General features: G+C 32.9%; 14 protein-coding genes. 8 read left to right on the forward strand and 6 right to left on the reverse strand.

The features are described from left to right. Positions 1–2: 2 nt before the first annotated feature. Both NNH57_RS03560 and NNH57_RS03565 read left to right on the forward strand, forming a co-directional pair. Entirely contained in the window at positions 3–1,820 is a 1,818-nt protein-coding gene (locus NNH57_RS03560) for a trans-sulfuration enzyme family protein (protein WP_199915435.1), read from the forward strand. Between the two features lie 30 nt (positions 1,821–1,850). Further along, a complete protein-coding gene (locus tag NNH57_RS03565) occupies positions 1,851–2,408 on the forward strand; it encodes an OsmC family protein (protein WP_025664933.1) in 558 nt (185 codons plus the stop codon). Positions 2,409–2,768: 360 nt separating this feature from the next. Here NNH57_RS03565 and NNH57_RS03570 read toward each other — a convergent pair whose 3' ends face one another. From NNH57_RS03570 to nhaC, 3 genes are all read right to left on the reverse strand, one after another. Then, complete coding sequence (locus tag NNH57_RS03570; protein ID WP_108808703.1) at positions 2,769–4,007, reverse strand: S8 family serine peptidase; 1,239 nt, start codon at positions 4,005–4,007, stop codon at positions 2,769–2,771. A gap of 345 nt (positions 4,008–4,352) precedes the next feature. Continuing rightward, a complete protein-coding gene (locus tag NNH57_RS03575; protein ID WP_108808704.1) occupies positions 4,353–5,600 on the reverse strand; it encodes a S8 family serine peptidase in 1,248 nt (415 codons plus the stop codon). A gap of 284 nt (positions 5,601–5,884) precedes the next feature. Continuing rightward, positions 5,885–7,369 (reverse strand): Na+/H+ antiporter NhaC, encoded by a 1,485-nt coding sequence (gene nhaC, locus NNH57_RS03585; RefSeq protein WP_108808705.1) that lies wholly within the window; start codon positions 7,367–7,369, stop codon positions 5,885–5,887. A gap of 860 nt (positions 7,370–8,229) precedes the next feature. On the opposite strand from nhaC, the gene NNH57_RS03590 reads away from it, so the two are divergent. Next, positions 8,230–8,862 carry a CPBP family intramembrane glutamic endopeptidase gene (locus tag NNH57_RS03590; RefSeq protein WP_108808706.1) on the forward strand — a complete coding sequence of 211 codons (633 nt, stop codon included), beginning with the start codon at positions 8,230–8,232 and terminating at the stop codon, positions 8,860–8,862. Position 8,863: 1 nt separating this feature from the next. Here NNH57_RS03590 and NNH57_RS03595 read toward each other — a convergent pair whose 3' ends face one another. From NNH57_RS03595 to NNH57_RS03605, 3 genes are read right to left on the reverse strand one after another with little or no spacing between them, the layout of a single operon-like run. Continuing rightward, positions 8,864–9,433 (reverse strand): non-canonical purine NTP diphosphatase, encoded by a 570-nt coding sequence (locus NNH57_RS03595; protein ID WP_074410196.1) that lies wholly within the window; start codon positions 9,431–9,433, stop codon positions 8,864–8,866. A 48-nt stretch (positions 9,434–9,481) separates the two neighbouring features. Further along, the gene (locus NNH57_RS03600; protein ID WP_074410197.1) at positions 9,482–10,006 is read right to left on the reverse strand and encodes a KdsC family phosphatase; all 525 of its coding nucleotides are present in this window, start codon (positions 10,004–10,006) and stop codon (positions 9,482–9,484) included. Then, positions 9,990–10,754: a Rossmann-like and DUF2520 domain-containing protein gene (locus NNH57_RS03605; RefSeq protein ID WP_108808707.1), complete on the reverse strand. Its 765-nt coding sequence runs from the start codon at positions 10,752–10,754 to the stop codon at positions 9,990–9,992. Before NNH57_RS03605 ends, NNH57_RS03600 begins: the two co-directional genes overlap by 17 nt. A gap of 303 nt (positions 10,755–11,057) precedes the next feature. On the opposite strand from NNH57_RS03605, the gene NNH57_RS03610 reads away from it, so the two are divergent. The 5 genes from NNH57_RS03610 to NNH57_RS03630 all read left to right on the forward strand — a co-directional run bounded on the left by NNH57_RS03610 (position 11,058) and on the right by NNH57_RS03630 (position 25,056). Then, positions 11,058–12,386: a hypothetical protein gene (locus tag NNH57_RS03610; protein ID WP_074410227.1), complete on the forward strand. Its 1,329-nt coding sequence runs from the start codon at positions 11,058–11,060 to the stop codon at positions 12,384–12,386. Between the two features lie 240 nt (positions 12,387–12,626). After that, the gene (locus tag NNH57_RS03615) at positions 12,627–15,812 is read left to right on the forward strand and encodes a cytochrome c biogenesis protein (RefSeq protein ID WP_108808708.1); all 3,186 of its coding nucleotides are present in this window, start codon (positions 12,627–12,629) and stop codon (positions 15,810–15,812) included. Between the two features lie 854 nt (positions 15,813–16,666). Next, positions 16,667–23,869: a leucine-rich repeat domain-containing protein gene (locus NNH57_RS03620; protein WP_108808709.1), complete on the forward strand. Its 7,203-nt coding sequence runs from the start codon at positions 16,667–16,669 to the stop codon at positions 23,867–23,869. Between the two features lie 64 nt (positions 23,870–23,933). Then, a complete protein-coding gene (locus NNH57_RS03625) occupies positions 23,934–24,458 on the forward strand; it encodes an OmpH/Skp family outer membrane protein (RefSeq protein WP_132065888.1) in 525 nt (174 codons plus the stop codon). Further along, complete coding sequence (locus tag NNH57_RS03630; protein WP_132065886.1) at positions 24,436–25,056, forward strand: hypothetical protein; 621 nt, start codon at positions 24,436–24,438, stop codon at positions 25,054–25,056. The genes NNH57_RS03625 and NNH57_RS03630 overlap by 23 nt, the downstream gene beginning before the upstream one ends. Positions 25,057–25,063 lie beyond the last annotated feature (7 nt).

Genomic DNA, 25,063 nt, shown 5'->3' on the forward strand with positions numbered 1-25,063 from the left:
ATATGAATAGTATAGAAAACGTAGAGACGTTATCAGACGAAGCTATAACCAAAAATGGAAACATGGATATGGCTAAGGTGTTATCACCTAGGAGAAAATCTACAGCAAGCACAACTATAGAAGAGTTGGCGATTGAGCAGTTAGAACATTTTCAAATAGATATTGATAGTGCGTATGGAGAAGCCCTGAAAGGTGCTGCTATGGATATTTACCATGCACAATCAGATATTTCTAAACTACAGGAAATAACCAATAATACAATTGCAAAATTAGATCAGGGAGAAAAAGTAGCGTACTTTAATGCTAAACGTTTTTTATCTTTTCAGATAGCAAAAGTATTAGAAACATTACAAAACCCACTAAGCAAAACCTATCAGTCTTTAGGGCAATCAGACGAATCTTTACAAGCCAAAGGACCTCATCCTTTATTTAATAATATTGCAGCCTTATTTTCTGCAACCCCAGTAATTGCACGTACCTCTACATACGATTACTCTTGTACAGAATGGGTTGATGATGCTTTTAACGGTAAAGAATCAATACACCATATATACTCTAGGCTATTGAATCCTACTTCTATGGCTCTGGCTACTCATATGGTACATATAGAAGCAGGTAAATATGCAGATGAGTATACCGCATGGAATTTTAATAGTGGTATGGCAGCTGTAGATGCGTTATTGAGTAATGTATTAAACCATGGAGATGTTCTTATACTTTCTAGAAATATCTACGGAGGAGTTTACCAGTTAATCGAAGACTTTTTTGCTAAAAAGAATAAGTTTGCCATTAATGTGGTTTGGTTTGATGGATATTCTATTGAAGATTTTAAACCAGTATTAGAAAAAGCGAAAGAAGATTATCAGGATATTCTTTCTTCTGGTAATAAATTACATGTATATATGGAATCCCCTTGTAACCCTCATGGTTATATGCTGGATGTGCCTGCTATTTGTAAAATTTCTAAGCAAAATGGAGCAACGGTAATGTTAGATGGTACTGTAGCAACACCTTTTTTAATCAAGCCATTACAACATGAAGATGAAGAATGTAGACCAGATTTCTTATTCCATAGCTATACCAAAGATATTACCGGATCTGGTAATGCTATAGCAGGAGGTATTATAGGTAAAAATAACTTAATGTTTTTGCCAAAAGGAGATGAAGTAGATGGAACAAAATGGGATGAAACTTTATTCTGGAATGTATACTATATTAAAGGCGCTTTTTTAGATTCTGATACTGCATTCGAGGTGTTATCTGGTATGAAAACACTAAGCATGAGAATGGTTCAAAAATGTGTAAATACTTTGGTATTGGCTAAATTCTTTGACTCTAATCCTGGTATTACAGTACACTGTAACGGATTAGAAAACAACCATAATCATGGTATTATGAAGAAGATTAGTAAGTATCAATTAGCTTCGCCTTTATTCACTATTGATTTTGAAAAAGCAAAAGTATCGGATAAGTCATTTAAAATGTTCTTTGATACGTTGGCTCCTGCATTTGGCCTTCAGGTAAGTTTAGGGCAGATTAACACTACACTTTTATGCCCTGCATTTACATCTCATTCTGAGTTAAATAAGGATGCTCTTCTAGAGGCAGGTATTCATAAAACGACAATGAGAGTATCTGTAGGTAATGAAAATCCAAAAGAATTGATACAACACTTTATGCAATCTGTAAAATTAATGATAGATCCAGAAAAACCAGGATTCTCAAGTTCCTTCTTATCTAAGGGAGAAGTAGATAAATTATATGCAGATACATATATGGAAGTACAACAACAGTTAATAGATCATGGATACTTAAATTAAATACATTAACAATTAAAACTTTAAACAATTATGATTAACGGAATTAATTTAGAGGCTTTAGGGACTTATAAAAATACAGTTGAACAGGATCCTAAGAATGGAATGTATTCTGGTGGTATTAAAGCCACCTGGTTAGGAGGAACAAAAGTAGGGGTTGAAACCAATGCATTACAGCTTGGAGATGAGAAGATACCTCATAGTTTTTCTTTTGTTATTGACGAGCCAGAACAACTATTAGGAGAGCATTCTTCTCCAACACCCCAGGACTATTTATTAGGAGGACTTTCGGGTTGTATGATGGTAACTTTTGTAGCTATGGCTTCAATAAAAGGAATCGAATTAGAAGGAGTTTCTTTAGAGATAAAATCAACTTTAGATTTACAAGGATTTTTGGGGATAAACGAAACTTCTCCTGTAGGATATGATGCAATAGAATATTGCTTTACTGTTGAAGGAAACGGTACAGAGCAGGATTTTAAAGAAATTGCAGATCAGGTTATCCAATTTTCACCAAACTATGCTACTGTATCAAACAAAGTGAAAATGATTTCTAGCCTGGTGGTTAACCCTACAATGGTAAAAAATTAGTTAGTTTAGTTTGAGTTTACCCGTTTGGCGGTAAATAGGAAAGGCTGTATGATATTTTTCATACAGCCTTTTAGTATATAAAAACCTAGATACTTGATAAAATATCTATTGTGCTATTAACGAGTAGATTGCGTTCTTTGATAGAATGACACATCAACGCATCTCTGTATCATGTAAATTTTGTCGTGTACAAAATATGGGACAGTAAATTGAAAAAATAAATTTATTATATGCTCTAAGTAATGAAGAGAAAAGGCTGTTTAAAATTTTAAACAGCCTTTTACAGAATACACAAACAACCAAGTTTGCTTATTACAATTAACCAATTTCTGAAATAAAAATGTTACTAGAATGTTTGTTTTATGGTTTAGCAATTCCTATAGAAGCCGTGTACCCACCTTTGGTAACTGTACCATCACCATAAATTTGACCATTATTTATAAGTAATATTGCAGCCAAATGAGGAGAAGCCATTGAAGTACCAGATTTTTGTGCAAATTCATTACCACCTATACCGCAAGACCAAATTCCTGTTCCCGGAGCCCATGCATGTACATTATCTCCGTAGCTAGAACCACCTGCAGCAGCATCAGTATTGGTCATGTTTCCAACCACCCAGCATCCCTTGATATATGCTCTTTGTGGTGAGTAGTAATATACGTTATCATTATTGTTTCCTGCAGCCATAGCACCAAATGTAGTTTTGGCTAAATTTCTGAAAGCAGTTTCGTAAGCTACACTAATTGTTCTACTGGTAAACCCTATGCTATAGTTCCATACATCACCATAACTAGCGTTATTAGCAACATAATTGATTCCTGCAATGATTTGCGCTTGTGTTCCGGATCCACCATCACTTAATACTTTTACCGCAACAATTTTGGCCCCTGGTGCGACACCCACTACGCCATCTCCATTATGCATCGCACCAATAGTTCCTGCTACGTGAGTACCATGACCATTTCTATCTCCCCAATTATTATCTACAAAAGTAGTACTTCGGTTATAGTCAATGTTAAGATCGGGATGTGCATATACTCCGCTATCCAGAATCCAGGCTGTCTTATCAGTAGAGTAGGTGTAGCCTCCAACTCTTACAACCCCCCAGTCTACATAATCTCCTCCGGTTTCATAATAACCAGTAGTAGCTTTTTTGTTTGCTTTTCCTGTTGTTACAGAAGGCATTACCCCTTGTTCTACAGTAACGTCTAATTTCTCAATGTAATTCGGTTCTACAGCAAGAATGTCAGGATCATTTTTAAGTAACTCTACTTCTTTTGTAGAAATACCATCAAGGTTAAACCCCTGTATCGCAGTTTCATAAACAAATTTCATTTTTTGTGAAGAAATTTTGTATTTAGATAAAATACCAGATGCTTTTTGAGTTACTTTTTGTTTGTTCTTTTTTAACTTTTCATCTTCTTTAAAAACAATAATATAGCTATTAGGAACTGCTTGAGCGGCACTAATATCTGTAGAAGGATTTTCTGTGGATAGCTCTTCTGAAACTTCTTCTTTAGAACAAGAATTTAAAAAAAATGCGATTCCAACCATAATTAGAACCATTTCAAGACGAATAATTTTTTGAATTGTTTTCATAATATTAAGTTTATGTTATGTTTTCAAAAATCTATAAATACATGTGTTTAGCAATCATATTCTTGACTTTTTTGTTAAAAAATGAAAACTATTCTAAGAAAGAGGGTTTTTTGATGTGATATTCGAATTTTATTAGGGATAAATGAATCAAAATGCTGATGTGTAATGTGTTGTTTAATAGGTTTTTACTGTTTTTCTATTTCAAATTTGTTCTGAATGAATATGTTTTTAAAACATATGAAAAAAAGGCTGTTTGAAATTTCAAACAGCCTTATACAGAATACACAAACAACCAAGTTTGCTTATTTACAACTAACTAATTTCTGATAGAAAAATATCACTAGATTATTTTTTTACTACAGCTATAGGAGCAGTGTAGCCTCCTTTGCTAACATTACCATCACTAACAATTTTACCATTTCCTTTAACGAGTAATACACCTGCAACATAAGGAGAAGCCATAGAAGTACCTGATTTTTTTGCAAATTCATTACCACCTATACCACAAGACCAAACCCCTGTTCCTGGCCCCCATGCATGTACATTATCTCCATAATTAGAGCCTGATGCAGCAGCATCTGTATTGGTCATGTTTCCAACTACCCAAGAGTTTGTTATGAATTTTCTCTGAGGAGAGTAGTATTGTACATCATCATTGCTATTACCCGCAGCCATAGCTCCAAAGGTTACTTTGGCTAAGCTCTTAAAAGCAGTTTCGTATGCTACATTGGTTGTTCTTTTTTTATACCCAATGCTATAGTTCCATACATCACCATATTTAGCATTATTGGCAACATAATTGATTCCTGCAATTATTTGCGCTTGTGTTCCGCCGCCGCCGTCACTTAACACTTTTACCGCAACAATTTTGGCTCCTGGAGCAACACCAACTATGCCATCACCATTATGCATCGCACCAATGATTCCAGCAACGTGAGTACCGTGTCCATTTCTATCTCCCCAGTTTTTATCTACAAAAGTAGTACTGTTATCATAGTCAATGTTAAGATCGGGATGAGCATATACACCACTATCCAGAATCCAAGCTGTTTTATCTGTAGAATATGTATATCCACCTACTCTTGCAACTCCCCAGTCTACATAATCTCCTCCAGTTTCAAAGTAACCTTCGGTAGCTGTTGCTTTATTAGAACTTCTTCCTGCATTTTTAGGAGGCATTACTCCTTGCTCTACAGTAACATCTAACTTTTCAATGTAATTCGGTTCTACAGCAAGAATGTTAGGATCATTTTTAAGTAACTCAACTTCTTTTGTAGAAATATCGTCAAGGTTGAATCCCTGTATCGCAGTTTCATAAACAAATTTCATTTTTTGTGAAGAAATTTTGTACTTAGATAAAATACTAGATGCTTTTTGAGTTACTTTTTGTTTGTTCTTTTTTAACTTTTCATCTTCTTTAAAAACAATAATATAGCTATTTGGAACTGCTTGAGCTGCACTAATATCTATAGAAGGGTTTTCTGTGGATACTTCTTCAGAAAATTCTTCTTTAGAACAAGAATTTAAAAAAAATAGGGTTCCAATCATTATTGGAATCATCTTAAGGCAAATAATTTTTTGAATTGTTTTCATAATATTAAGTTTATGTTAAGGTTTCAAAAATCTATAAATACATGTGCTTAACAATCGTATTCTTAACTTTTTTGTTAAAAACTGAAAATAATTCTAAAAAAGAAGATTTTTTGATGCTGTATTCGAATTTTATTAGTGTTTAGTAAGTAAGTAGAGAGGAGTAATGTGTTGTTTAATAGGTTTTTATTGTTTTACTTGTTATGAATAAGTATACTTTTAGAATATCTGTGAATAAAAAAAGCACATCGAGAACAATGTGCTTTTTTATATGTTGTTGATAGTTGTTACCCTTTTGCCAACTGCTTTATTTTAATTCTGAAAGCAGCAAAAAGTAGTGTCATGAATGGACTAAGCCAGTTAAAAATAGCAAAAAAGAAATAATCGACTACAGGTACACCAAGTACTCCACTTTGATAAGCTCCACAAGTATTCCAGGGAATTAAAACAGAAGTAACAGTTCCCGAATCCTCTAGAGTACGACTAAGATTTTCTGGGGCTAGCCCTTTATCTTTATAAGCTTTAGCATACATTCTTCCTGGTACTACGATAGCTAAATATTGATCAGATGCAGTTACATTTAGTGCTAGGCAGCTTACTACTGTACTTGCAAAAAGCCCGAATACAGAATCAAATAAATTCAATAAAGCTTTACTAATTCTAGCTAATGCTCCAATAGCATCCATCACACCACCAAATACCATAGCGCATAGTATTAGCCAAATAGTATTTAACATTCCAACCATTCCTTTAGAAGTAAAGAGCTTAGTAAGTTCAGCATTGGATGTTTGTATTGATGTTTTTGTTGTTATTGCATTCATCACTCCTTTATATGCAGAATTAAATGTGAATTCGTCACTACCGGCAACAGTTGTTACAATTTCTGGTTGAGCAATAACGGCAGCAATAGCACCAAGCAGCGTACCTATAAGTAAGGCAACCACTGGAGGTGTTTTTTTAATAATTAAACCGATTATTAAAACAGGAACAATAAATAACCAGGGAGAAATATTAAAAGCATTATCAATAACATGTAATTGCTCACTAATTTCTGGAGTTCCAGAGGTATCAATAGTAAATCCTATAACAATAAAAACCAGTAGCGTGATTACTATAGTAGGTATAGTTGTATACGCCATATATTTTATATGAGAAAATAATTCTCCACCAGCCATCGCAGGAGCTAAATTAGTAGTATCGGATAAGGGAGACATTTTATCTCCAAAATAAGCACCAGAGATTACAGCACCTGCTGTCATTCCGAGAGAGATTCCCAAGGTATCACCAATACCAATAAGTGCAATACCTACAGTTGCAGAGGTAGTCCAGGAACTACCCGTTGCAATAGATATGATGGCGCAAATGATTACACAGGCGGCCAGGAAGATAGTTGGATTAAGAATTTGTAAACCATAATAAATCATGGTAGGGATAATACCGCTAATCAACCAGGTTCCTGCTAATGAGCCCACCAGTAATAGTATAATTAGTGCACTAGAGGTTGATTTTATATTTTTGGCAACCTCTTCCATCATTTGTTTATAAGTTACCTTATTATAAAACCCTACTATCGCAGCTACAGCAGCTCCCATAAGCAAAACAAATTGATTACTTCCGCTAATTGCGTCATCTCCATAAATATAATAGACATTAAAGAATAACATAATAACCAATGCTATAATTGGGATCAAGGCTTCCCAGATGTTTAATTCTTTATTCTCAATAATATCTTCGTTTTGGGGATCGGTAGGTGTGATGTTTTGACTTTCCATATACTAAATTCGAAATTTTATGGATGTAATGTTACGATATTAATAAAAGCTATGCAACGTCTACATTGAGTTTAATTACTTTCAAACCTAAATAAAAATGGTGTAAGGGTATAAAATATTCAATTAAAACAATAAAAATATTCTTTTAATCTGTTTTTTGTGTATTTTGTCGGTATTTTTGATTTTATCGAATGGTGATTTTGTCATAAAATTTGTGATGTATTCTATTTTTGTAATACGAAAGAAGAAGAGTAAGAGAAAAATTGGAATTTTTTGATTGTTTTGTGACTTTTTTTGTCCCAGTAAAATAATTCTTGATGAGTTATTTTGAACACTAAACCTAATAAGCCTCATACCCAGAGGCTTTTTGCTTTTTGTATCTATCTATGTAAGATATTTATGAGCTTTATTTGTTCATATTGATGTACTTATTTCTCTAAATTTTTTAACCTTTATTTTGATTCATATACGATATTTAATGAGCTAATTATACTATAATCATAATTATATGTTAAGTGAAATGTGTATTTTATCTTGTTTTTTGGTATTTTGACGATATTTTGTTATTTTTGACGAGGTTGTTTTGTAAGATTATGATGATAACAACATACTTTTGAAATATCAAAAAGAAAAAATACAAAGAAATTAAAATATTGATTAGCCCATTGAACTAGAATTAGTCTTTTTTGCCCAAATTAATTTCGCCCCAAACCCTAATAAGCCTCATACCCCAGAGGCTTTTTTTAGTATAGAATAATATAGCATGTTGTTATAGTTAAAAAATTGTTATTCTAATTTCAATACGATTTTGATAGTGTAGGTTTCATTTTTTATATTGAAATTAGTCGAAAACTAATAGGATGGAAACTAATACATATAAAGGCTTAGAATTATTTTGTTTTTTTGTATTACTACCGATAAGCTTTTTATTAGATTCTCACTTTCTTTTTAAAGTCATACCTACCGTTTTGGGATTTGTTTATATTCTGATTTTTCTTAAAAAGAAAGGGTTGCTGAAGTTGAAATTTCCTGTTAAAGAATATTGGAAACCTTTTTGGAAAGAAATTATAGTTAAGTTTGGGATTATTGCAATAATAACAGGAGTATATGTCTTTTTAATTGCTCCGGATAAGTTGTTTTCTGTACTGATAAAAAGACCAGGGTTATGGATAATCATTCTTTTTATATATACATTTTTGTCTGTTTGGCCACAGGAGATTATATATAGAACCTTTTTTTATGAGCGTTATGAGAATCTAATTAGTAATAAGTGGTTGTTTATTTTTATAAACGCAATCCTTTTTTCCTTAGCCCATCTTTTTTTGAATAGTTTTTTAGTGCAAGTATTAACTTTTGTTGGCGGTTTGTTATTTGCTTATACTTACCAAAAAACAAAATCTACTACCTTAGTTTCTATAGAGCATGCTATTTATGGTAATTGGTTATTTACTGTTGGTATGGGAGAAATGTTAGCCTTTCCCGGCCCTGGATAAATCACAAAAAGTACTCAATAAGCTGGCGTACTGCTTTTCCACGATGACCAATCTTGTTTTTTTCTGATAAAGAAAGTTCGGCAAATGTTTCGGTATACCCATCGGGTAAAAAAACTGGATCATATCCAAAACCTCCTTTTCCTCTTTTATCTTCGGTAATAAAACCAGAGCATATTCCTGTAAATGTTTTGACTTTTCCATTTGATACCAAAGCGATTACAGTTTTAAACTGTGCCTTGCGATTTTCTTTTTCTTTTAACTCTTTTAAGAGCTTATCCATATTGGCATTAGCATCTTTGGCTTCACCAGCATACCTTGCCGAGTATACTCCGGGAGCACCATGCAACGATTCGACTTCAAGGCCTGTATCATCGGCAAAACAATCAAATCCATAATGCTCTTTGATATAATTAGCTTTTTGCATTGCATTACCTTCAATAGTTGTAGAAGTTTCGGGAATATCTTCTATGCAACCTATATCGCTAAGCCCTACTATTTGGATAGTAGAAGGCAGTAATGCTTGTACTTCTTTTATTTTATTATGATTATTGGTAGCAAATACGATTTTCATTTAGAGGTGTAATTTCTAATGTATAGTTTTCAAAAAAATATGTTCTTGTTACGCTTTTGCATCAAAATCTAATACCCATTTCTCCTGGACTTTGAGTACTTGTTCGATAACATCTCTTGCACATCCTTTACCTCCCTTTTTATAGGATACATATTTAGAAGCTTCTTTTACTTCTGCTACTGCGTCTTGAGGGCAAGTTGGTAACCCTACCATTTTCATAACTGGTAAATCAGGAATATCATCACCCATATATAATACATTTTTTATGTTGATATTATTAGCTTCGAGATATTCATTTAGTTGTTCTACTTTATGATGTGCCCCAAGATAAATATCTGTTATTCCTAAGCCTTTTAAGCGTTGACGAACACCTTCGTTTTTTCCTCCAGAAATAATACATATTTTAAAACCCTGTTGTATAGCAGTTTTCAAAGCGTACCCATCTTTAATATTCATTGTTCTTAGCAGTTGTCCATCGGTATTGATAATGACGGTACCATCGGTAAGTACACCATCTACATCAAAAATAAAGGTGGTAATGTGTTGCAGGTATTCTTTATAACTTTTTTCCATATTTAGATTGTATTGCTTTGGTAAGGGTTTTATATAGTTCTTGTTGCGTAGTATCTGTTATTATTTTTAAATGCCTGTTTATCGTTTTAGAATCATTACGTATCCCTGGGCCTGTCTGAGCCAAATCAGGATTCATTTTTGTGATTTTTTGAGCAGTCTCCAAAATTAGAGGGTGCAAAATTTCAAAAGGAACATCGTGTTCATTACAAATATCGTTTGCTGTTGAAAACAAATAATTTGTAAAATTATTTACAAATACAGCAGAAACATGGAGTATATTACGCTGTTCTGAAGAAATTTCATATACCTTATTAGAAAGGGGAGCACTTAGTTTTTTTAATAGCGTAAGATCGGCTTCATTTTCAGCTTCCAAACAAAAAGGAATAGCGCTAAAGTCAACAGCTTTATCTTTGCTAAATGTTTGTAATGGATAAAAAACACCTCTTCTATTAGTATTCACCAGAGCATTTATTGGAACACTGCCAGAGGTATGAGCGATAAGTTTATTTGTAAAAGGTAATAGATTAGAAACCTCTTCGATTGCATCATCACTCACCGCCAGAATATAAATATCAGCTTCTTGTAAGGAGCTAAGATCCTGTATGATAGTGTTTTCTTTCTGATCAGGGTGTAACAGTAATCCTTTACGATTATAGCACTGTACAACTTCTACTGATTTTTGATTATAAAAAGCAGCATACAAGTGTTTAGCTACATTGCCGGCACCAAGAATTATAACTCTAATCATTTGGCTAAAATAAGGAAGTTCCCTTAAAAAGCAGAGCAATACATTTTTTCATTTTTATTTTAAATGAGTTCTATAGTAAAAGGCGGTATTCATATTAATTCAGAATAAAATATTTCGGGAATATTACTCTTCAAAAATTAGGCATGGTTTAAAAAAACGCAAAATTTTGTAACCTTTCTTACATGCACTTATCTAAGGTTTACAATAAATCCTCTTGTAGTTAATACAATAGTAAAAAACTCTTAAAAATCAATACTACATAAATGATTAAAACTTTTACATAATTCATTAAAAATGATCGCTATGAAACTAAGAAAAACAATATTCTTTCTGATGCTCTTTGGCATTAGTATAATTTTTACTCAATGTAAGGATGATGATTTAATTCCAATACCCGAAGAATTGGTAATACCACCTCCGATAGAACTTAATTTGGATCCTGCTTTGGTTGCCGAGGGAAAAGAAATTTTTAGGCATGATACTTTTGGAAGTGAAGCGCAATGGACAGATTTATTAGAGTTGGATAAAGCTATTTTGGGAGTTGCAAATGGTGGGTTTGGACCTGGCCTTGACCCAACTACGGCTTTAGCAATAGGACTTAAAGTAGATGCAGAAGTATTACCACAAGCTGTAGTCGATGGTATTACAGATGGAAGTATTGATTTAACAGATCCAATGACCACCGTAGCTTTGTTAGATTTAGATGCTGTTGTTGGCGTAAAAGGAAGCTTTGATGAAAATAAAAAATTAAAATCTGTAGGAATCACATGTGCCTTATGTCATTCTACAGTAGATGATTCATTTACTTCTGGAATTGGAACTAGAAAAGATGGTTGGGCAAATACAGATCTTAATGTTGGAGCTATTTTGGGGTTTGTTAAAAATGCTCCTCTTGCGGCTATTTTAAGTGTTGATGTCGAGACTTTTAATAACGTTGTTAACGCATGGGGCCCGGGAAGATTTGCTCCTACATTATTAATGGACGGAAAAGTAACAAAACCTAACGGAGAACTAGCAACATTGGTAATACCACCAGCTTATGGGTTACAGGGAATAACCCATGAAACATATACTGGTTGGGGTGAAGTATCCTATTGGAATAGATTTATTGGTGTTTTGGTGATGGGAGGACAAGGGAATTTTTATGATCAAAGATTAAATGATCCCGAAAAATTTCCACTTGCAGTAGAAAGAGGGTTATTTAATGTTAGTGCACCCGTAGATATGGTAGATTCGAAACTGGAAGGCTTACGAGAATATCAATTATCAATACTAGCTCCAACTCCAGATCCAGATAGTTATGATGAGACTTCGGCAATTCGTGGTAAAATACTGTTTGAAAGCAAAGCAAATTGTATTTCTTGCCACTCAGGGCGCGCTTTTGCAGACAATATATTACATACTCCAGAAGAAATTGGGATTGATGATTTTGAAGCAAAGAGATCTCCCACAGAAATGTACAGAACACCTCCATTAAGAGGAGTATTTGTTAAATCTAATGGTAATGGTTTTTTTCATGATGGGAGATTTACTACCCTCGATGATGTGGTTATACATTATAATGATCATTTTAGTCTAGGGTTAACAAATCAAGAACAAGATGACCTGGTCGAATATCTAAAAGCACTATAAAAGAAATAAAAAAGGCCAAATTCTATATTCATAACGGATTTTGGTCTTGCTTTTTTTGATATTTTTTTCAGAAGTGGGTAGCATTAAAAGTATATAGAATATGACATCTTTCTATAAAAACTGAAAAAGTAATATCGGTTATACTTATACTTCTGTTAAAACCATAAAATCAAAAGGCGATCATGGTACATTATCCTTCTAAAAATAGTAAATTTGCCCAGCAAAAAAAGAAAGGTTACTATGCAAGATAAGCTAGCGAGTATTTTGTTCTCCACACGATTAATGGCAGTTTTATTTATTGTTTTTGCGTTTTCTATGGGAGTAGGAACGTTTTTAGAAGACGCACACGGAACCACAGCCTCTAGAATTTGGGTGTATAATACATGGTGGTTTGAGGCTATTATGGTGTTTTTTGTTATTAATTTCTGCGGAAATATTGTACGCTACAAATTATATAAGAAAGACAAATGGGCAACGTTATTACTTCATTTATCTTTTATTTTAATTATCATAGGAGCTTTTGTTACTCGATATATAAGCTATGAAGGCGTTATGCCCATTAGAGAAGGTGAAACTACATCTACTTTTCTTTCTGAAAAAACATATTTATCCGTTTTTCTGGATGGAGAAATTAATGGAGAACCCCGAAGACGTATTATTACAGAAGCACTAGAGTTAGCTGAAGCAACTAATAATGATTTTACTATTCATACCGATTATAATAAGCAACCTGTTACAATAACATATCAAAACTATATCCAGGGAGCAGAAATGGGATTAGTTGAGACAGAAGATGGAGAGAACTATCTTAAAGTAGTAGAAGCAGGAGATGGTAATCGTCATGATCATTTTCTAAGAGAAGGAGAAGTTTCTAATATTCATAATATATTGGTTAGCTTTAATAAACCAACCAAAGGAGCAATAAATATTACCTATAAAAATGATGATTACTTTATAGAATCTCCTTTTGATGGGTCATTTTTAAGAATGGCAGATCAGATGCAAGGATTAGTATTTAAAGATAGTCTTCAACCTTTAATGCTTAGATCACTATATCAAACTGCCGGAATGCAATTTGTAATTCCTGATCCTGTAATTACCGGTAAGTACGATGTAGTTCCTATAGAAGTTAAAGATAAAGGACAAGAAGATGCCTTGGTATTAAATATCTCTACCAATGGAGAAAACAAAGAAATTAAGCTATTGGGAGGAAAAGGATATAATAATGATATGACCAAAATCTCGTTAGGAGGTTTGGATATGTATTTTAGCTATGGCTCTAAACAAATGGAATTGCCTTTTTCATTAAAATTGAATGACTTTATCGCCGAAAAATTTCCTGGGACAAAGAATGTTTATAAATCTTTTAAGAGTAAGGTTGATATTGTAGAAGGAAATTCTTCTCAACCATATGATATTTATATGAATCATGTACTAGATCATAAAGGATATAGATTTTTTCAGGCTTCTTTTGATCCAGATGAAAAGGGAACTGTGCTTTCTGTAAATCATGATCGTTGGGGTACCTGGATTACTTATGCTGGGTATATGCTACTATATTTAGGGTTAATGTTAATTCTTTTTACCAAAGGATCACGTTTTAAAGAAATAGAAGATAAATTGAGTAAAATAAAGAAAAAGAAAAAAGCATTGACCATATTTTTGGCATTAATAGTATCTACTTTTTCTTTTGCGCAAGACCAATCTCAGCCTGATCATACAAATCACTTACCATCGTTGCCAACTAAAGCACAATTAGATTCGGTTATTTTGGCTAATGTTGTTCCTGCTGTTCATGCAGCTAAATTTGGTAGTATTGTGATTCAGGACGAAAGAGGGAGAATGAAACCGGTAAATACTTTTTCCTCAGAATTATTGCGTAAACTTAGCAAAAAAGATACCTATAAAGGTTTAAATGCAGACCAGGTGTTTGTATCGATGGTAGAAAATCCATTTATCTGGTACAGTATGCCAATTATAGAAATTCAAAGAGAAAATGATAGTATACGTAAGATATTAGGGGTTCCAAAAAGTGAAAGAAGAGTATCTTTAATAGATCTTGTAGAACCCGATGGATCTTATAAATTAACTCCTTATTTAGAAAAAGCTAGTAGTACCAATACACCTAGTAGTTTTGAAAAAGATTTTCTTAAAACTCATGAAAAGTTTTATTTGTTAAATCAGGCTTTAGGCGGAGGAATCCTAAGAGTTTTTCCGGTTCCGGGTGATGAAGGAAACAAATGGGTTTCTATGCCCGAGCTAAATGAATTTAAATTTAGCGGGATGGATTCGGTATACACCAGACAGATTATTCCGATTTATCGCCAGTCTTTACGAGAAGCAAGAAAAACAGGGGATTATAGCAAACCTGATCAATATATTGAAAGTATTAAAAGTTTTCAGAAAAAATTTGGAAACGAAGTATTACCAACGGATAAAAAAATCGAAGCAGAAATTGCACTGAATAAATATGATATTTTTAGAACACTATATCGATACTATGGAGTAATAGGCCTACTGCTAATGATCTTTGTAGTTGTTAGAATATTTAAGGATTCTAAAATTGTAAGAGCTTTAATAAATAGTGCAATTGGTATCGTTATTCTTCTTTTTATTCTACATACTGCGGGATTGATAATACGTTGGTATGTTTCGGGACATGCACCATGGAGTGATGCGTATGAATCTATGATTTATGTTGGATGGACAACCCTGGCAATTGGCCTCGCTTTTGGAAAAAGAAGTAACCTTACCATTGCAGCTACCACCTTTGTGGCGGCAATCATCTTGTTTTTTGCTCATGAAAACTGGACAGATCCTGCAATTGCAAATTTACAACCTGTATTAGATTCATATTGGGTATTAATTCATGTGTCTATTATTGTAGGTAGCTATGGCCCATTCTTTGTCGGAGCAATTTTAGGAATCCTATCATTGTTATTAATGATATTGACAACAGAATCTAATAAGAAACGAATGGATCTTAATATTAAAGAGATAACCATTATCAATGAGATGGCACTTACTATTGGATTAGTAATGCTTACTATTGGTAATTTCCTGGGCGGAATGTGGGCTAATGAGAGTTGGGGACGATACTGGGGTTGGGATCCAAAAGAAACATGGGCTTTGATAAGTATTATGGTATATGCTTTTATAATACATATGCGATTAGTTCCCGGATTACGGGGAAGATGGTGGTTTAATCTGGCTTCAGTTATTGCTGTCTATAGTATTTTAATGACATATTTTGGAGTTAATTTTTACCTCAAAGGGTTGCATTCATATGCTAGTGGAGATAAAGTAATTACACCCAATGCAGTCTACTATTCTATTGCCTTTTTAGCTCTACTAGGCATAGTTTCATATTGGAGAAACAAAGTGCATTATAAGAAAGCTAAAAAAGCAATTTCTACAAAGAAATAATCATATCTTTTATTTCTGATATCTCCAAAATTCATTTCTGTGATATCTTGATAATCATCTTATGATTTTATATTAAAAGATAGATTTACATATTCTTTTTGCGATTATTGAAAATAATTTTAAGAAGGATAATGAGGTTAAATGCAGTGTTTACTACAGTTTTTATGTTTTTTTTAAGATCATCTTAAAAAAAAATAAAAAAAATATTCATCAGTCCCGAAAAATGGGACTCATTACTCGTATTCTTGTACTGTAATAAATAATTAGAGAGTATTATCTAGTATAGGAGAAGCAATTTTGAAGAAAGCGATACATTTTATAAAGTAGCACATTCAGAACTTCTTTATTTAGATCAGACTTTGATGTTGTAGTATCTAAAACTAATGTAATAACGCTTTCACTAATGCAAAAAAAATTAGGTAACAAGTATAGTTTTTATGTAGTGATGTTAGATTATTATTACTTAATAGATTTAAATAAAATTTTAAGAGATGAAGTATTTTTTTAAGTGTTTAACATTCAATTATTTTACTGTTTTTTACTTAAAAACACCAATTCTGTTAAAGATAAGTTAACCATAAATTGTTTTATTTTGATTTGAAAAAATAGTATGTTTGCCCGAGTAATAAGATTAATATAAAACCCCATTAATTTTAATGCTAGTCCTACAAATAATTTCATAAATATTAAAAAGAATATTGCTTAGAAAAATCTACTTAAGTGCTTGTTTTTGAGTGATTTGTCTTGATTTTAGCTGATAGCGTTAAGTTGTTGGATAGGGAGATATTTGGCTTATTTTAAAACCGTTTTTGACATTAATAAAAAGTAACTAACTGACTAAAAATAAAAAATAAATGAAGCAGATAAAAGCACGCCTTGGTGATTCTATTGCATTTGTCTTAACAGTATTTTTAACTCTTGTTTTAACATTTCCTTTACTGGCTCAAGTTTCTTCAACAGAACGCCAGGCATTAATAGATTTTTATAATGCCACTAATGGAAATAATTGGAAAAATACGATAGAGGGAAATCAACCTTGGTTGATTAATGACCCTAATTCTTTAGTAAGTGATTGGTATGGTGTTACAATACTTAATGGTAAGGTTACCAAATTAAGTTTTTTTAAAAATAATCTAACCGGTACTCTGCCAAACTCAATAGGAGATTTATCTTCTATAAATCAATTAATACTTAGTGGTAATGATATTGGAGGAGAATTACCTGCAAGCTTGGGGCAAATGACAGGGTTACAATCACTTCATTTGAGTGGCAATGAATTTTCTGGGGCAATACCAATAGCAGCATTATTAAATGCACCAGGTTTGTCACGTTTATATTTTGATGGTAATAATTTTTCAGGTACGATTCCACCTCAATTGGGGCAATTAGCAAATCTTACGTTTATTAATATGGGCTACAATCAGTTAACAGGAACGATTCCGGTTGAACTGGCACAGCTTTCAAAATTAGGTTCTTTATACTTATCAAATAATAAGTTTACAGGGGCTATACCACAAGAATTAGGACAATTAGCTAGTCTCCAAAAACTTTCCTTGGCAAGTAATGAACTTACAGGAGTTATTCCTGAAAGTCTAGCTTTATTAACCAACCTGGGATCTCTATCACTAGGTGGTAACCAACTTACAGGAACTATTCCTCCACAATTAGGGCAGTTATCAAAATTATATGCTCTAAGTCTAAACAATAATAATTTAACCGGGACATTACCATCAGAACTAGGACAATTAGTAAATATGAAACGTCTTTATGTTTCTGATAATCAGATATCTGGTGGTATACCTACTAGTTTTGGGCAGATGTCAAAATTAGAAAATTTACAATTAGGAAAGAATCAGCTTACCGGTAGCATTCCTTCAGAAATGGGATTATTGTCTAATGTGGTGAGAATTGGCTTGTCGAGTAATAAAATTAGTGGTAACATACCTTCAGAACTAGGTCAATTAACAAAAATAGAGCATATTCACTTTCATAATAATGACTTAACCGGTTCGATTCCTATATCATTTAAACAATTGGTTAATTTAAAAGCATTATACCTTTATAATAATAGCCTTTCTGGGAAAATTCCAACAGAAATAAGTACGTTACCCAAGCTAAGTAATTTTGGGATTTCGGGTAATCAATTTGTGTTTTCTGATTTCCAACCTGAGTTCGCTGCATATCAAGCAAACTTATCTAGTTTTACTTATAATAATCAGAAAAATGCAGATGTCGAAGAAACACTTAGTGCATCTATAGGAGGGAGCGTTACATTAACATCAAACGTATTTACAAATTCTAATAATACATATCAGTGGTATAAGGGAACTACCATTATTCCTGGAGCAACTAATAAAGAGTATACAATTGCAAATGTAAGCGAAACTGATGCAGGAGTTTACAAACTGCTTGTTAAAAACAGTGTGATAACAGGACTTAGTATCTATCGTAATAACATAACATTATCGGTAACTCAGGCGGCAGATAATGCTTGTGGGGTTTCTGCATCAGAAAGACAGGCGTTGATAGATTTATATAATAGTACCGATGGTGCTAATTGGACGAATACACAGGCCAATAACAGACCATGGCTGGTTAACGATCCTAATTCTCCTGTTTGTGACTGGGCAGGTGTTACAGTTACCAATGGAAAAGTAACAAAATTGTCTTTATCATATAACGGATTGAAGGGAACAATTCCTGCATCTTTTGGAAACTTAACACATTTAACTTTTGTTAACCTTACTATTAATAAATTATCAGGCTCTTTACCAGATTCAATAAGTAGTTTGGTAAATGTAGAAACATTTACTGTTGAGCGTAATACTATGACTGGCACTATTCCCACATCTATTGGTAGTATGGTTGCATTAAAAGTTTTAAACCTGGGCTCTAACCAATTTTCAGGAGGAATCCCTGTGTCATTACAAAATCTTACGAACTTAACAGCATTAAGTTTATTTCGAAATACTCTTACCGGTTCGATTCCAGCTGAGTTAGGAAATTTATCTAATCTGGAATATCTTAATTTGTTTAGCAATCAACTTACAGGAGTAATTCCAGCTTCTATTGGTAATTTGTCTAAGCTAAAGAAATTGATGTTATATATTAACCGCTTAGAAGGACCAATGCCATCAGAATTGGGTAATTTATTGAGTTTAGAAGAACTCCATTTTGAGCGTAATACTATCACTGGTTCAATTCCAGTATCTTTTGGAAATTTATCATCTCTACAGTACTTAAATCTTGGGAATAATGCATTAAATGGTAGTATTCCAAAAGAATTAGGTAATTTATCTAATTTAACAAAACTATATCTTTTCTGGAATAAATTAGAAGGTGAAATTCCTTTAGAATTAGGTAATCTAACGAAGATAGAAGTTTTAAGTTTTACCAGAAATTTACTTACTGGAGCAATTCCGGCTTCTATTGGTCAGTTACCTGGTTTAACGAATTTGGGATTAGGGATAAATGAGTTTTCAGGAAGTATTCCATCAGGATTATCAAGTTTGACATCTTCAGATATTTTAAATTCATTAAGTTTTGAAAATAATAGTTTTGTTTTCAGTGATTTTGAATCAGATTTTACTACCTATAAGAGTAATTTAACCACGTTTACTTATCTCACACAAGGTAAAGTAGATCAGGCAGAGACTTTATCTGTAGCTGCTAATGGTAGTATTACTTTATCGAGTACAGCATTAACCAGTACGAATAACAGTTATCAATGGTATAAAGATGGAGTAGCAATTACAGGAGCTACCAATAAGGATTTGGTTATCTCTAATGCTACAGATGCCGATGCAGGGGTATATCATTTTACAGCTGCTAATAGTATTGTTACAGATTTAACATTAACACGTAATCCGATAACCTTATCAATTGGTACTGGAGATACATGTGGAGTATCTACATCAGAAAGACAGGCTTTGGTAGATTTATATAATAGTACCGATGGTGCTAATTGGCGTAATAATGCCAATTGGGTAACTGATACTCCTGTTTGTGACTGGACAGGAGTTACAGTTACCGATGGAAAAGTTACTGGTCTATATATATTTGACAATGCACTTAACGGAGAGCTACCAGCTTCTATAGGAGATTTAATTCACCTTACTTCAATATCAATTACAAGACATGGGCGCTTAACAGGTAGTATTCCGACAACAATTGGTAATTGGACCAATATTAAACAGATAGACTTTAATGCAAATAAGCTTACCGGCCCAATCCCTACAGAATTGGGGACTTTATCAGCCTTAGAAAATATTAACTTATTTAGGAATACCCTTAGTGGTACAATTCCACCTTCATTAGGTGGTTTGCCAAACTTAGTCCATTTAACATTAGCAGAAAATGGATTAACCGGTTCAATTCCTGTATCATTGTCAAACTTATTAAATTTAAAGACGTTAAATTTTTTCCAGAATTCTTTAACAGGAGCTATCCCTGTAGAATTAGGTAATCTAAGCAAACTAGAAACATTAAACCTAGCAAGAAATGGCCTTAGTGGTAGTATTCCTTCTTCTTTAGGAGGGTTAAGTAATTTAACAGGATTATCTTTAAATGCGAATAACCTCACTGGCTCGATTCCTTCAGAATTAGGTAATCTTTCTAAATTAACAGGCCTTAATCTATTCAGAAATAGTCTTAGTGGTTCAATCCCTGTATCATTAGGGCAATTATCGAATTTGACATTTTTATCTATAGAAGACAATAAAATCACAGGAGAGATACCATCTGCTTTAGGTAATTTATTAAAACTGGAAAAGCTGTATTTGTCTACTAATCAAATTACGGGCTCTATTCCTTCAAGTATTGGTAGTTTGGCAGGATTAAAAACTCTAGAGCTTTTGCGCAATCAATTGTCGGGAGTAGTACCTTCTGGTTTAGCAGTATTAGCAACCAATGATATATTGAACAGCTTTGGTTTTAGTACTAATAATTTTGTTTTTAGTGATTTCGAATCAGATTTTACTACGTATAAAAATAATATAACAGGTTTTGCTTATCTCACACAAGGTAAAGTAGATCAAACAGAGGCTTTATCTGTAGCTGCCAACGGTAGTATTACTTTATCGAGTACAGCATTAACCAGTACGAATAACAGTTATCAATGGTATAAAGATGGAGTAGCAATTACAGGAGCTACCAATAAAGATTTGGTTATTTCTAATGCTACAGATGCCGATGCAGGGGTATATCATTTTACTGCAACCAATAGTATTGTAACAGATTTAACATTAACTCGTAATCCGATTACTTTAACGATTGGTGCTGGAGACACATGTGGGGTCTCTGCAGCCGAGCGTCAAGCGTTGGTAGATTTATATACTAGTACCGATGGTGCTAATTGGACGAATATAACAGCAAATAATAAGCCTTGGCTGGTTACTGATCCAGCTTCTAAAGTATGCGATTGGTATGGAGTTACTGTAACCGAAGGTAAAGTGACAGAATTAGCACTTGATAATAATAATTTGGTAGGTACCATTCCAAACACCATATCTGATTTATCAAATTTGAAATCTTTGTCCTTAAATAAGAATACTATTTCAGGAAGTATTCCTAATACCATAGGGGGATTGGTAAACTTAACGAATTTATCTATCGACAATAATAAGTTAACAGGTACAATTCCTGCATCTATTTCTGGTTTATCGAAACTAACCAATCTTTCTTTATTTTTGAATAGATTGAGCGGTGCAATTCCTTCAGAGTTAGGTAGTTTGTCGAATTTGAAGGTTATTCATATTGGTCTTAATCAGTTTCAAGGTCAGATACCATCAAGTTTAGGAAACTTATCTAAGCTTACATATTTATATTTAAGTAACAATAAACTAGAAGGAGAAATTCCTGTAGAATTAGGGAATCTAATAAACCTACAAACCTTAGAGATTTCTAACAATAGTTTTTCTGGTACAATCCCTAGTCAAATATCTAATTTTGCAAACCTTCTTCATTTTAGATTTAAAGGCAATGGTTTTGTGTTTAATAGTTTTGAAACAGAGCATCTTGCATATAAATCAAAACTTACAAATTATATATTCTCTCCTCAAGATAAAGTAGATCAAACAGAGACTCTATCCGTAGCTGCTAATGGTAGTGTTACATTATCTAGTACAGCATTAACAAGCACAAATAATAGCTACCAATGGTATAAGGACGGTACAGCAATTACGGGAGCAACTAATAAAGATTTAGTTATCTCTAATGCTACAGATGCCGATGCAGGGGTATATCATTTTACAGCTGCCAATAGTGTAATAACAGATTTAACATTAACTCGTAATCCTATAACCTTATCAATAGGTGCTGGAGATACTTGTGGGGTGTCTGCAGCAGAACGCCAGGCGTTGATAGATTTATATAATAGTACAGATGGTGCTAATTGGACCAATACAATAGCAAATAACAAACCTTGGCTAATTAATGACCCTACTTCTAAAGTATGTGATTGGTATGGGGTTACTGTAACAAATGGGAGAGTATTAGATTTAGTACTAGAGAATAATAATTTAGTGGGCGAAATTTCTCCAACAATTGTGAATTTAACTACTTTAAGACTTTTAAGCCTAGTTCGAAACTCATTGGGAGGAACAATTCCTGATAATTTGAATTTATTAGTGAATTTGCAGCATTTACGTTTAGGAGATAATCAATTGATAGGTTCAATCCCAAGAGAATTAGGTCAACTATCAAAGCTTATCGATATACTTTTGGGGTCTAATAAATTCACAGGGACTATTCCTAATGAGTTGGGACAATTAACAGCTTTAAGGGACCTAAGACTAAATAATAATGAATTAACAGGGACTATTCCTAATGAGTTGGGGCAATTATTAAAACTTGAAACGGCACTATATTTATATGATAATAAACTAACAGGTACAATTCCCTCATCTTTGGGAGGATTAACTTTATTACAAAATTTAAGACTAGAAAAAAATCAATTAACTGGATTTATTCCATCGGAAATAAGAAACTTGTCAAATTTAAGAGAATTAACTCTTGGTAATAATAAATTAACAGGTAATATACCCGATTTTTCAAATTCTCAATTGGTTAAACTATTTTTTGAAAACAATGCTTTTATTTTTAATGATTTTGAATCAGAATTTAATTCATATCAAGCTAAGCTAGGAGCAAATTTCCGATATGTTTCCCAAGCTAAAGTAGATCAAACAGAGACTTTATCTGTAGCTAACAATGGAAGTATTACATTATCTAGTATAGCATTAACCAGTACAAATAACAGCTATCAATGGTATAAGGATGGAGCAGCAATTACAGGAGCGACAAATAAAGATCTGGTTATCTCTAATGCTACTGATGCCGATGCAGGAGTGTATCATTTTACAGCGGCCAATAGTATCGTTACAGATTTAACATTAACACGTAATCCGATTACTCTTGAGGTTACGCCAGCAGTAAATGAACTTGAGGTTACGATAAATACCAAAGATCTTCCAAATTCGGAGTTTGATATTGTATCGGGTAGTATAACAATACCCGGTGTGATAAGCGGGAATGCAGATAGCGAAACACTTGTTAATCTTGGAGCCAATACCGGAGAGAATAAAACGGTTCTTATTAATGTAAAACCTTCTCAAAATACAGGAGCACTTCATCTAAGATTTGTAGCAAATACTAGTGGTATCTCGAATGTACAGGTATCCAGTGGAGGTAATTGGCTGGATTTCTCACCCGAGTTTTATCGTATAGAAGGGAGTACACTATATTTTATGAATAAAAAAACCACCCCAGTTGTACCGTTTACTATTAATCTAATTAATGGAGTACAGTACGATTCTTCGGTACCATTAACGATCAATGTTAATAACAGTATTGATCTTACCGGGGCAACTGTAGAGATTTTTTCTCCTTCAAATGCTAATATAGTTGTTCAGCCAAGTACCAGTATTAATGGTTTTGTCTTAAGTACAACATTAACAGAAGCAGGGTCCTATACGTTTATCATGAAAATTCAGAATAAATCCTTTAAAGGACATTTTCTGGTAGCCGGATCTGGTCAAACAGGGAATAGTTCATTTTAAAAACAATAATTCATAATTACTTATAAAATTAAATAAGGTGAAAATAAATAATAAAATACACTTTTTGATAACACTACTTATGTTGCTGGTCATCGCTTATTTATGCTTTCAGCAGTATAATACCAAAAAAAATGTAATCGTAAATGCTCAGACAGTTTTAGAAAACTATCAGGGTTTTAAAGAGGCTCAGGACTTGTTCGAGATCAAAACCAAGGAGATGCAAGATACGTTCGAAAAACAAAAAAGTATGTATGAATCCAAATCTAATGAACTCGAAATTATTTCTGATAAATTATCGAATCAGGAAAGGATTGTAAAGAAAGGAGAACTAGAGGTTCTTAAAGCCAAAACGGTTCAGTTAGGTAAGGCAATCGAACAAAAAGTAATAGCTCAGGAAGAAGAATTGCTACAAGGTGTATATAATAAGATTAATGATTTTGTTAAACGCTATGCAGAAACTCATGATATTGATTTGATAGAAGGAATAACAAATTCTGGAAATATAATGTATGCATCTGATGCCATAGATATAACACAAGATATTATAGAAGGATTAAATAAAGAATATGTTGAAGGGATTAAAGAATAGTATATACGTTTTTCTGTTGATTGCTATGGGTTGTAGCTCTTCAATTAATAGTGAAAAAGAGCTTTTAAAGTGGTTAGGAGATCCAGATCATGGATTTATAAAAAAAACAAAAGCAAATGGGTTTTTGTTATCAATGAAATATTTACCAGCAGAGTATCTAGCGCTTAATGAGATGAAAAAAGATAACAAAACTGATATGAAGGATTTTCAGGGATATGTAGATAAGTTTAAAAACTCTAAAACTTTTTTGTTGACCATAAGTCATGATGAAGAGACAGTAAATGTAAGCAATTATAACGTTGCTAACCTTAGTGAATACGGACAGAGAATAAGGGATTTAAGTTTCAATATAAAAGAAGTATTGGTTTTAAAGACAAACTCTGGTAAAAAATATAATCCTGTTCTAACCACTATGGAAAATGCATATGAAATAGCTAATAAAAAGTCAATTTATATGGTGTTTTCAGACGATCAAAAAGAAATATTGAATTCAGAACAACTAGACATTGTATTTCAGGATACTTTTTTGGATACAGGAATAAGTCATTTTGTTTTTGAAAACGAAAAAATAAATAATCTACCAAATTTAAACTTTTAATTAAGAG

This window comes from Aquimarina spinulae (genome assembly GCF_943373825.1).
In the GTDB taxonomy this organism is placed as follows: Bacteria; Bacteroidota; Bacteroidia; order Flavobacteriales; family Flavobacteriaceae; genus Aquimarina; species Aquimarina spinulae.

Coding starts and splice junctions, on each gene's coding strand:
- NNH57_RS03560 (WP_199915435.1), top strand. CDS start 3: ATGAATAGTATAGAAAACGTAGAGACGTTATCAGACGAAGCTATAACC.
- NNH57_RS03565 (WP_025664933.1), top strand. CDS start 1,851: ATGATTAACGGAATTAATTTAGAGGCTTTAGGGACTTATAAAAATACA.
- NNH57_RS03570 (WP_108808703.1), bottom strand. CDS start 4,007: ATGAAAACAATTCAAAAAATTATTCGTCTTGAAATGGTTCTAATTATG.
- NNH57_RS03575 (WP_108808704.1), bottom strand. CDS start 5,600: ATGAAAACAATTCAAAAAATTATTTGCCTTAAGATGATTCCAATAATG.
- nhaC (WP_108808705.1), bottom strand. CDS start 7,369: ATGGAAAGTCAAAACATCACACCTACCGATCCCCAAAACGAAGATATT.
- NNH57_RS03590 (WP_108808706.1), top strand. CDS start 8,230: ATGGAAACTAATACATATAAAGGCTTAGAATTATTTTGTTTTTTTGTA.
- NNH57_RS03595 (WP_074410196.1), bottom strand. CDS start 9,433: ATGAAAATCGTATTTGCTACCAATAATCATAATAAAATAAAAGAAGTA.
- NNH57_RS03600 (WP_074410197.1), bottom strand. CDS start 10,006: ATGGAAAAAAGTTATAAAGAATACCTGCAACACATTACCACCTTTATT.
- NNH57_RS03605 (WP_108808707.1), bottom strand. CDS start 10,754: ATGATTAGAGTTATAATTCTTGGTGCCGGCAATGTAGCTAAACACTTG.
- NNH57_RS03610 (WP_074410227.1), top strand. CDS start 11,058: ATGAAACTAAGAAAAACAATATTCTTTCTGATGCTCTTTGGCATTAGT.
- NNH57_RS03615 (WP_108808708.1), top strand. CDS start 12,627: ATGCAAGATAAGCTAGCGAGTATTTTGTTCTCCACACGATTAATGGCA.
- NNH57_RS03620 (WP_108808709.1), top strand. CDS start 16,667: ATGAAGCAGATAAAAGCACGCCTTGGTGATTCTATTGCATTTGTCTTA.
- NNH57_RS03630 (WP_132065886.1), top strand. CDS start 24,436: ATGTTGAAGGGATTAAAGAATAGTATATACGTTTTTCTGTTGATTGCT.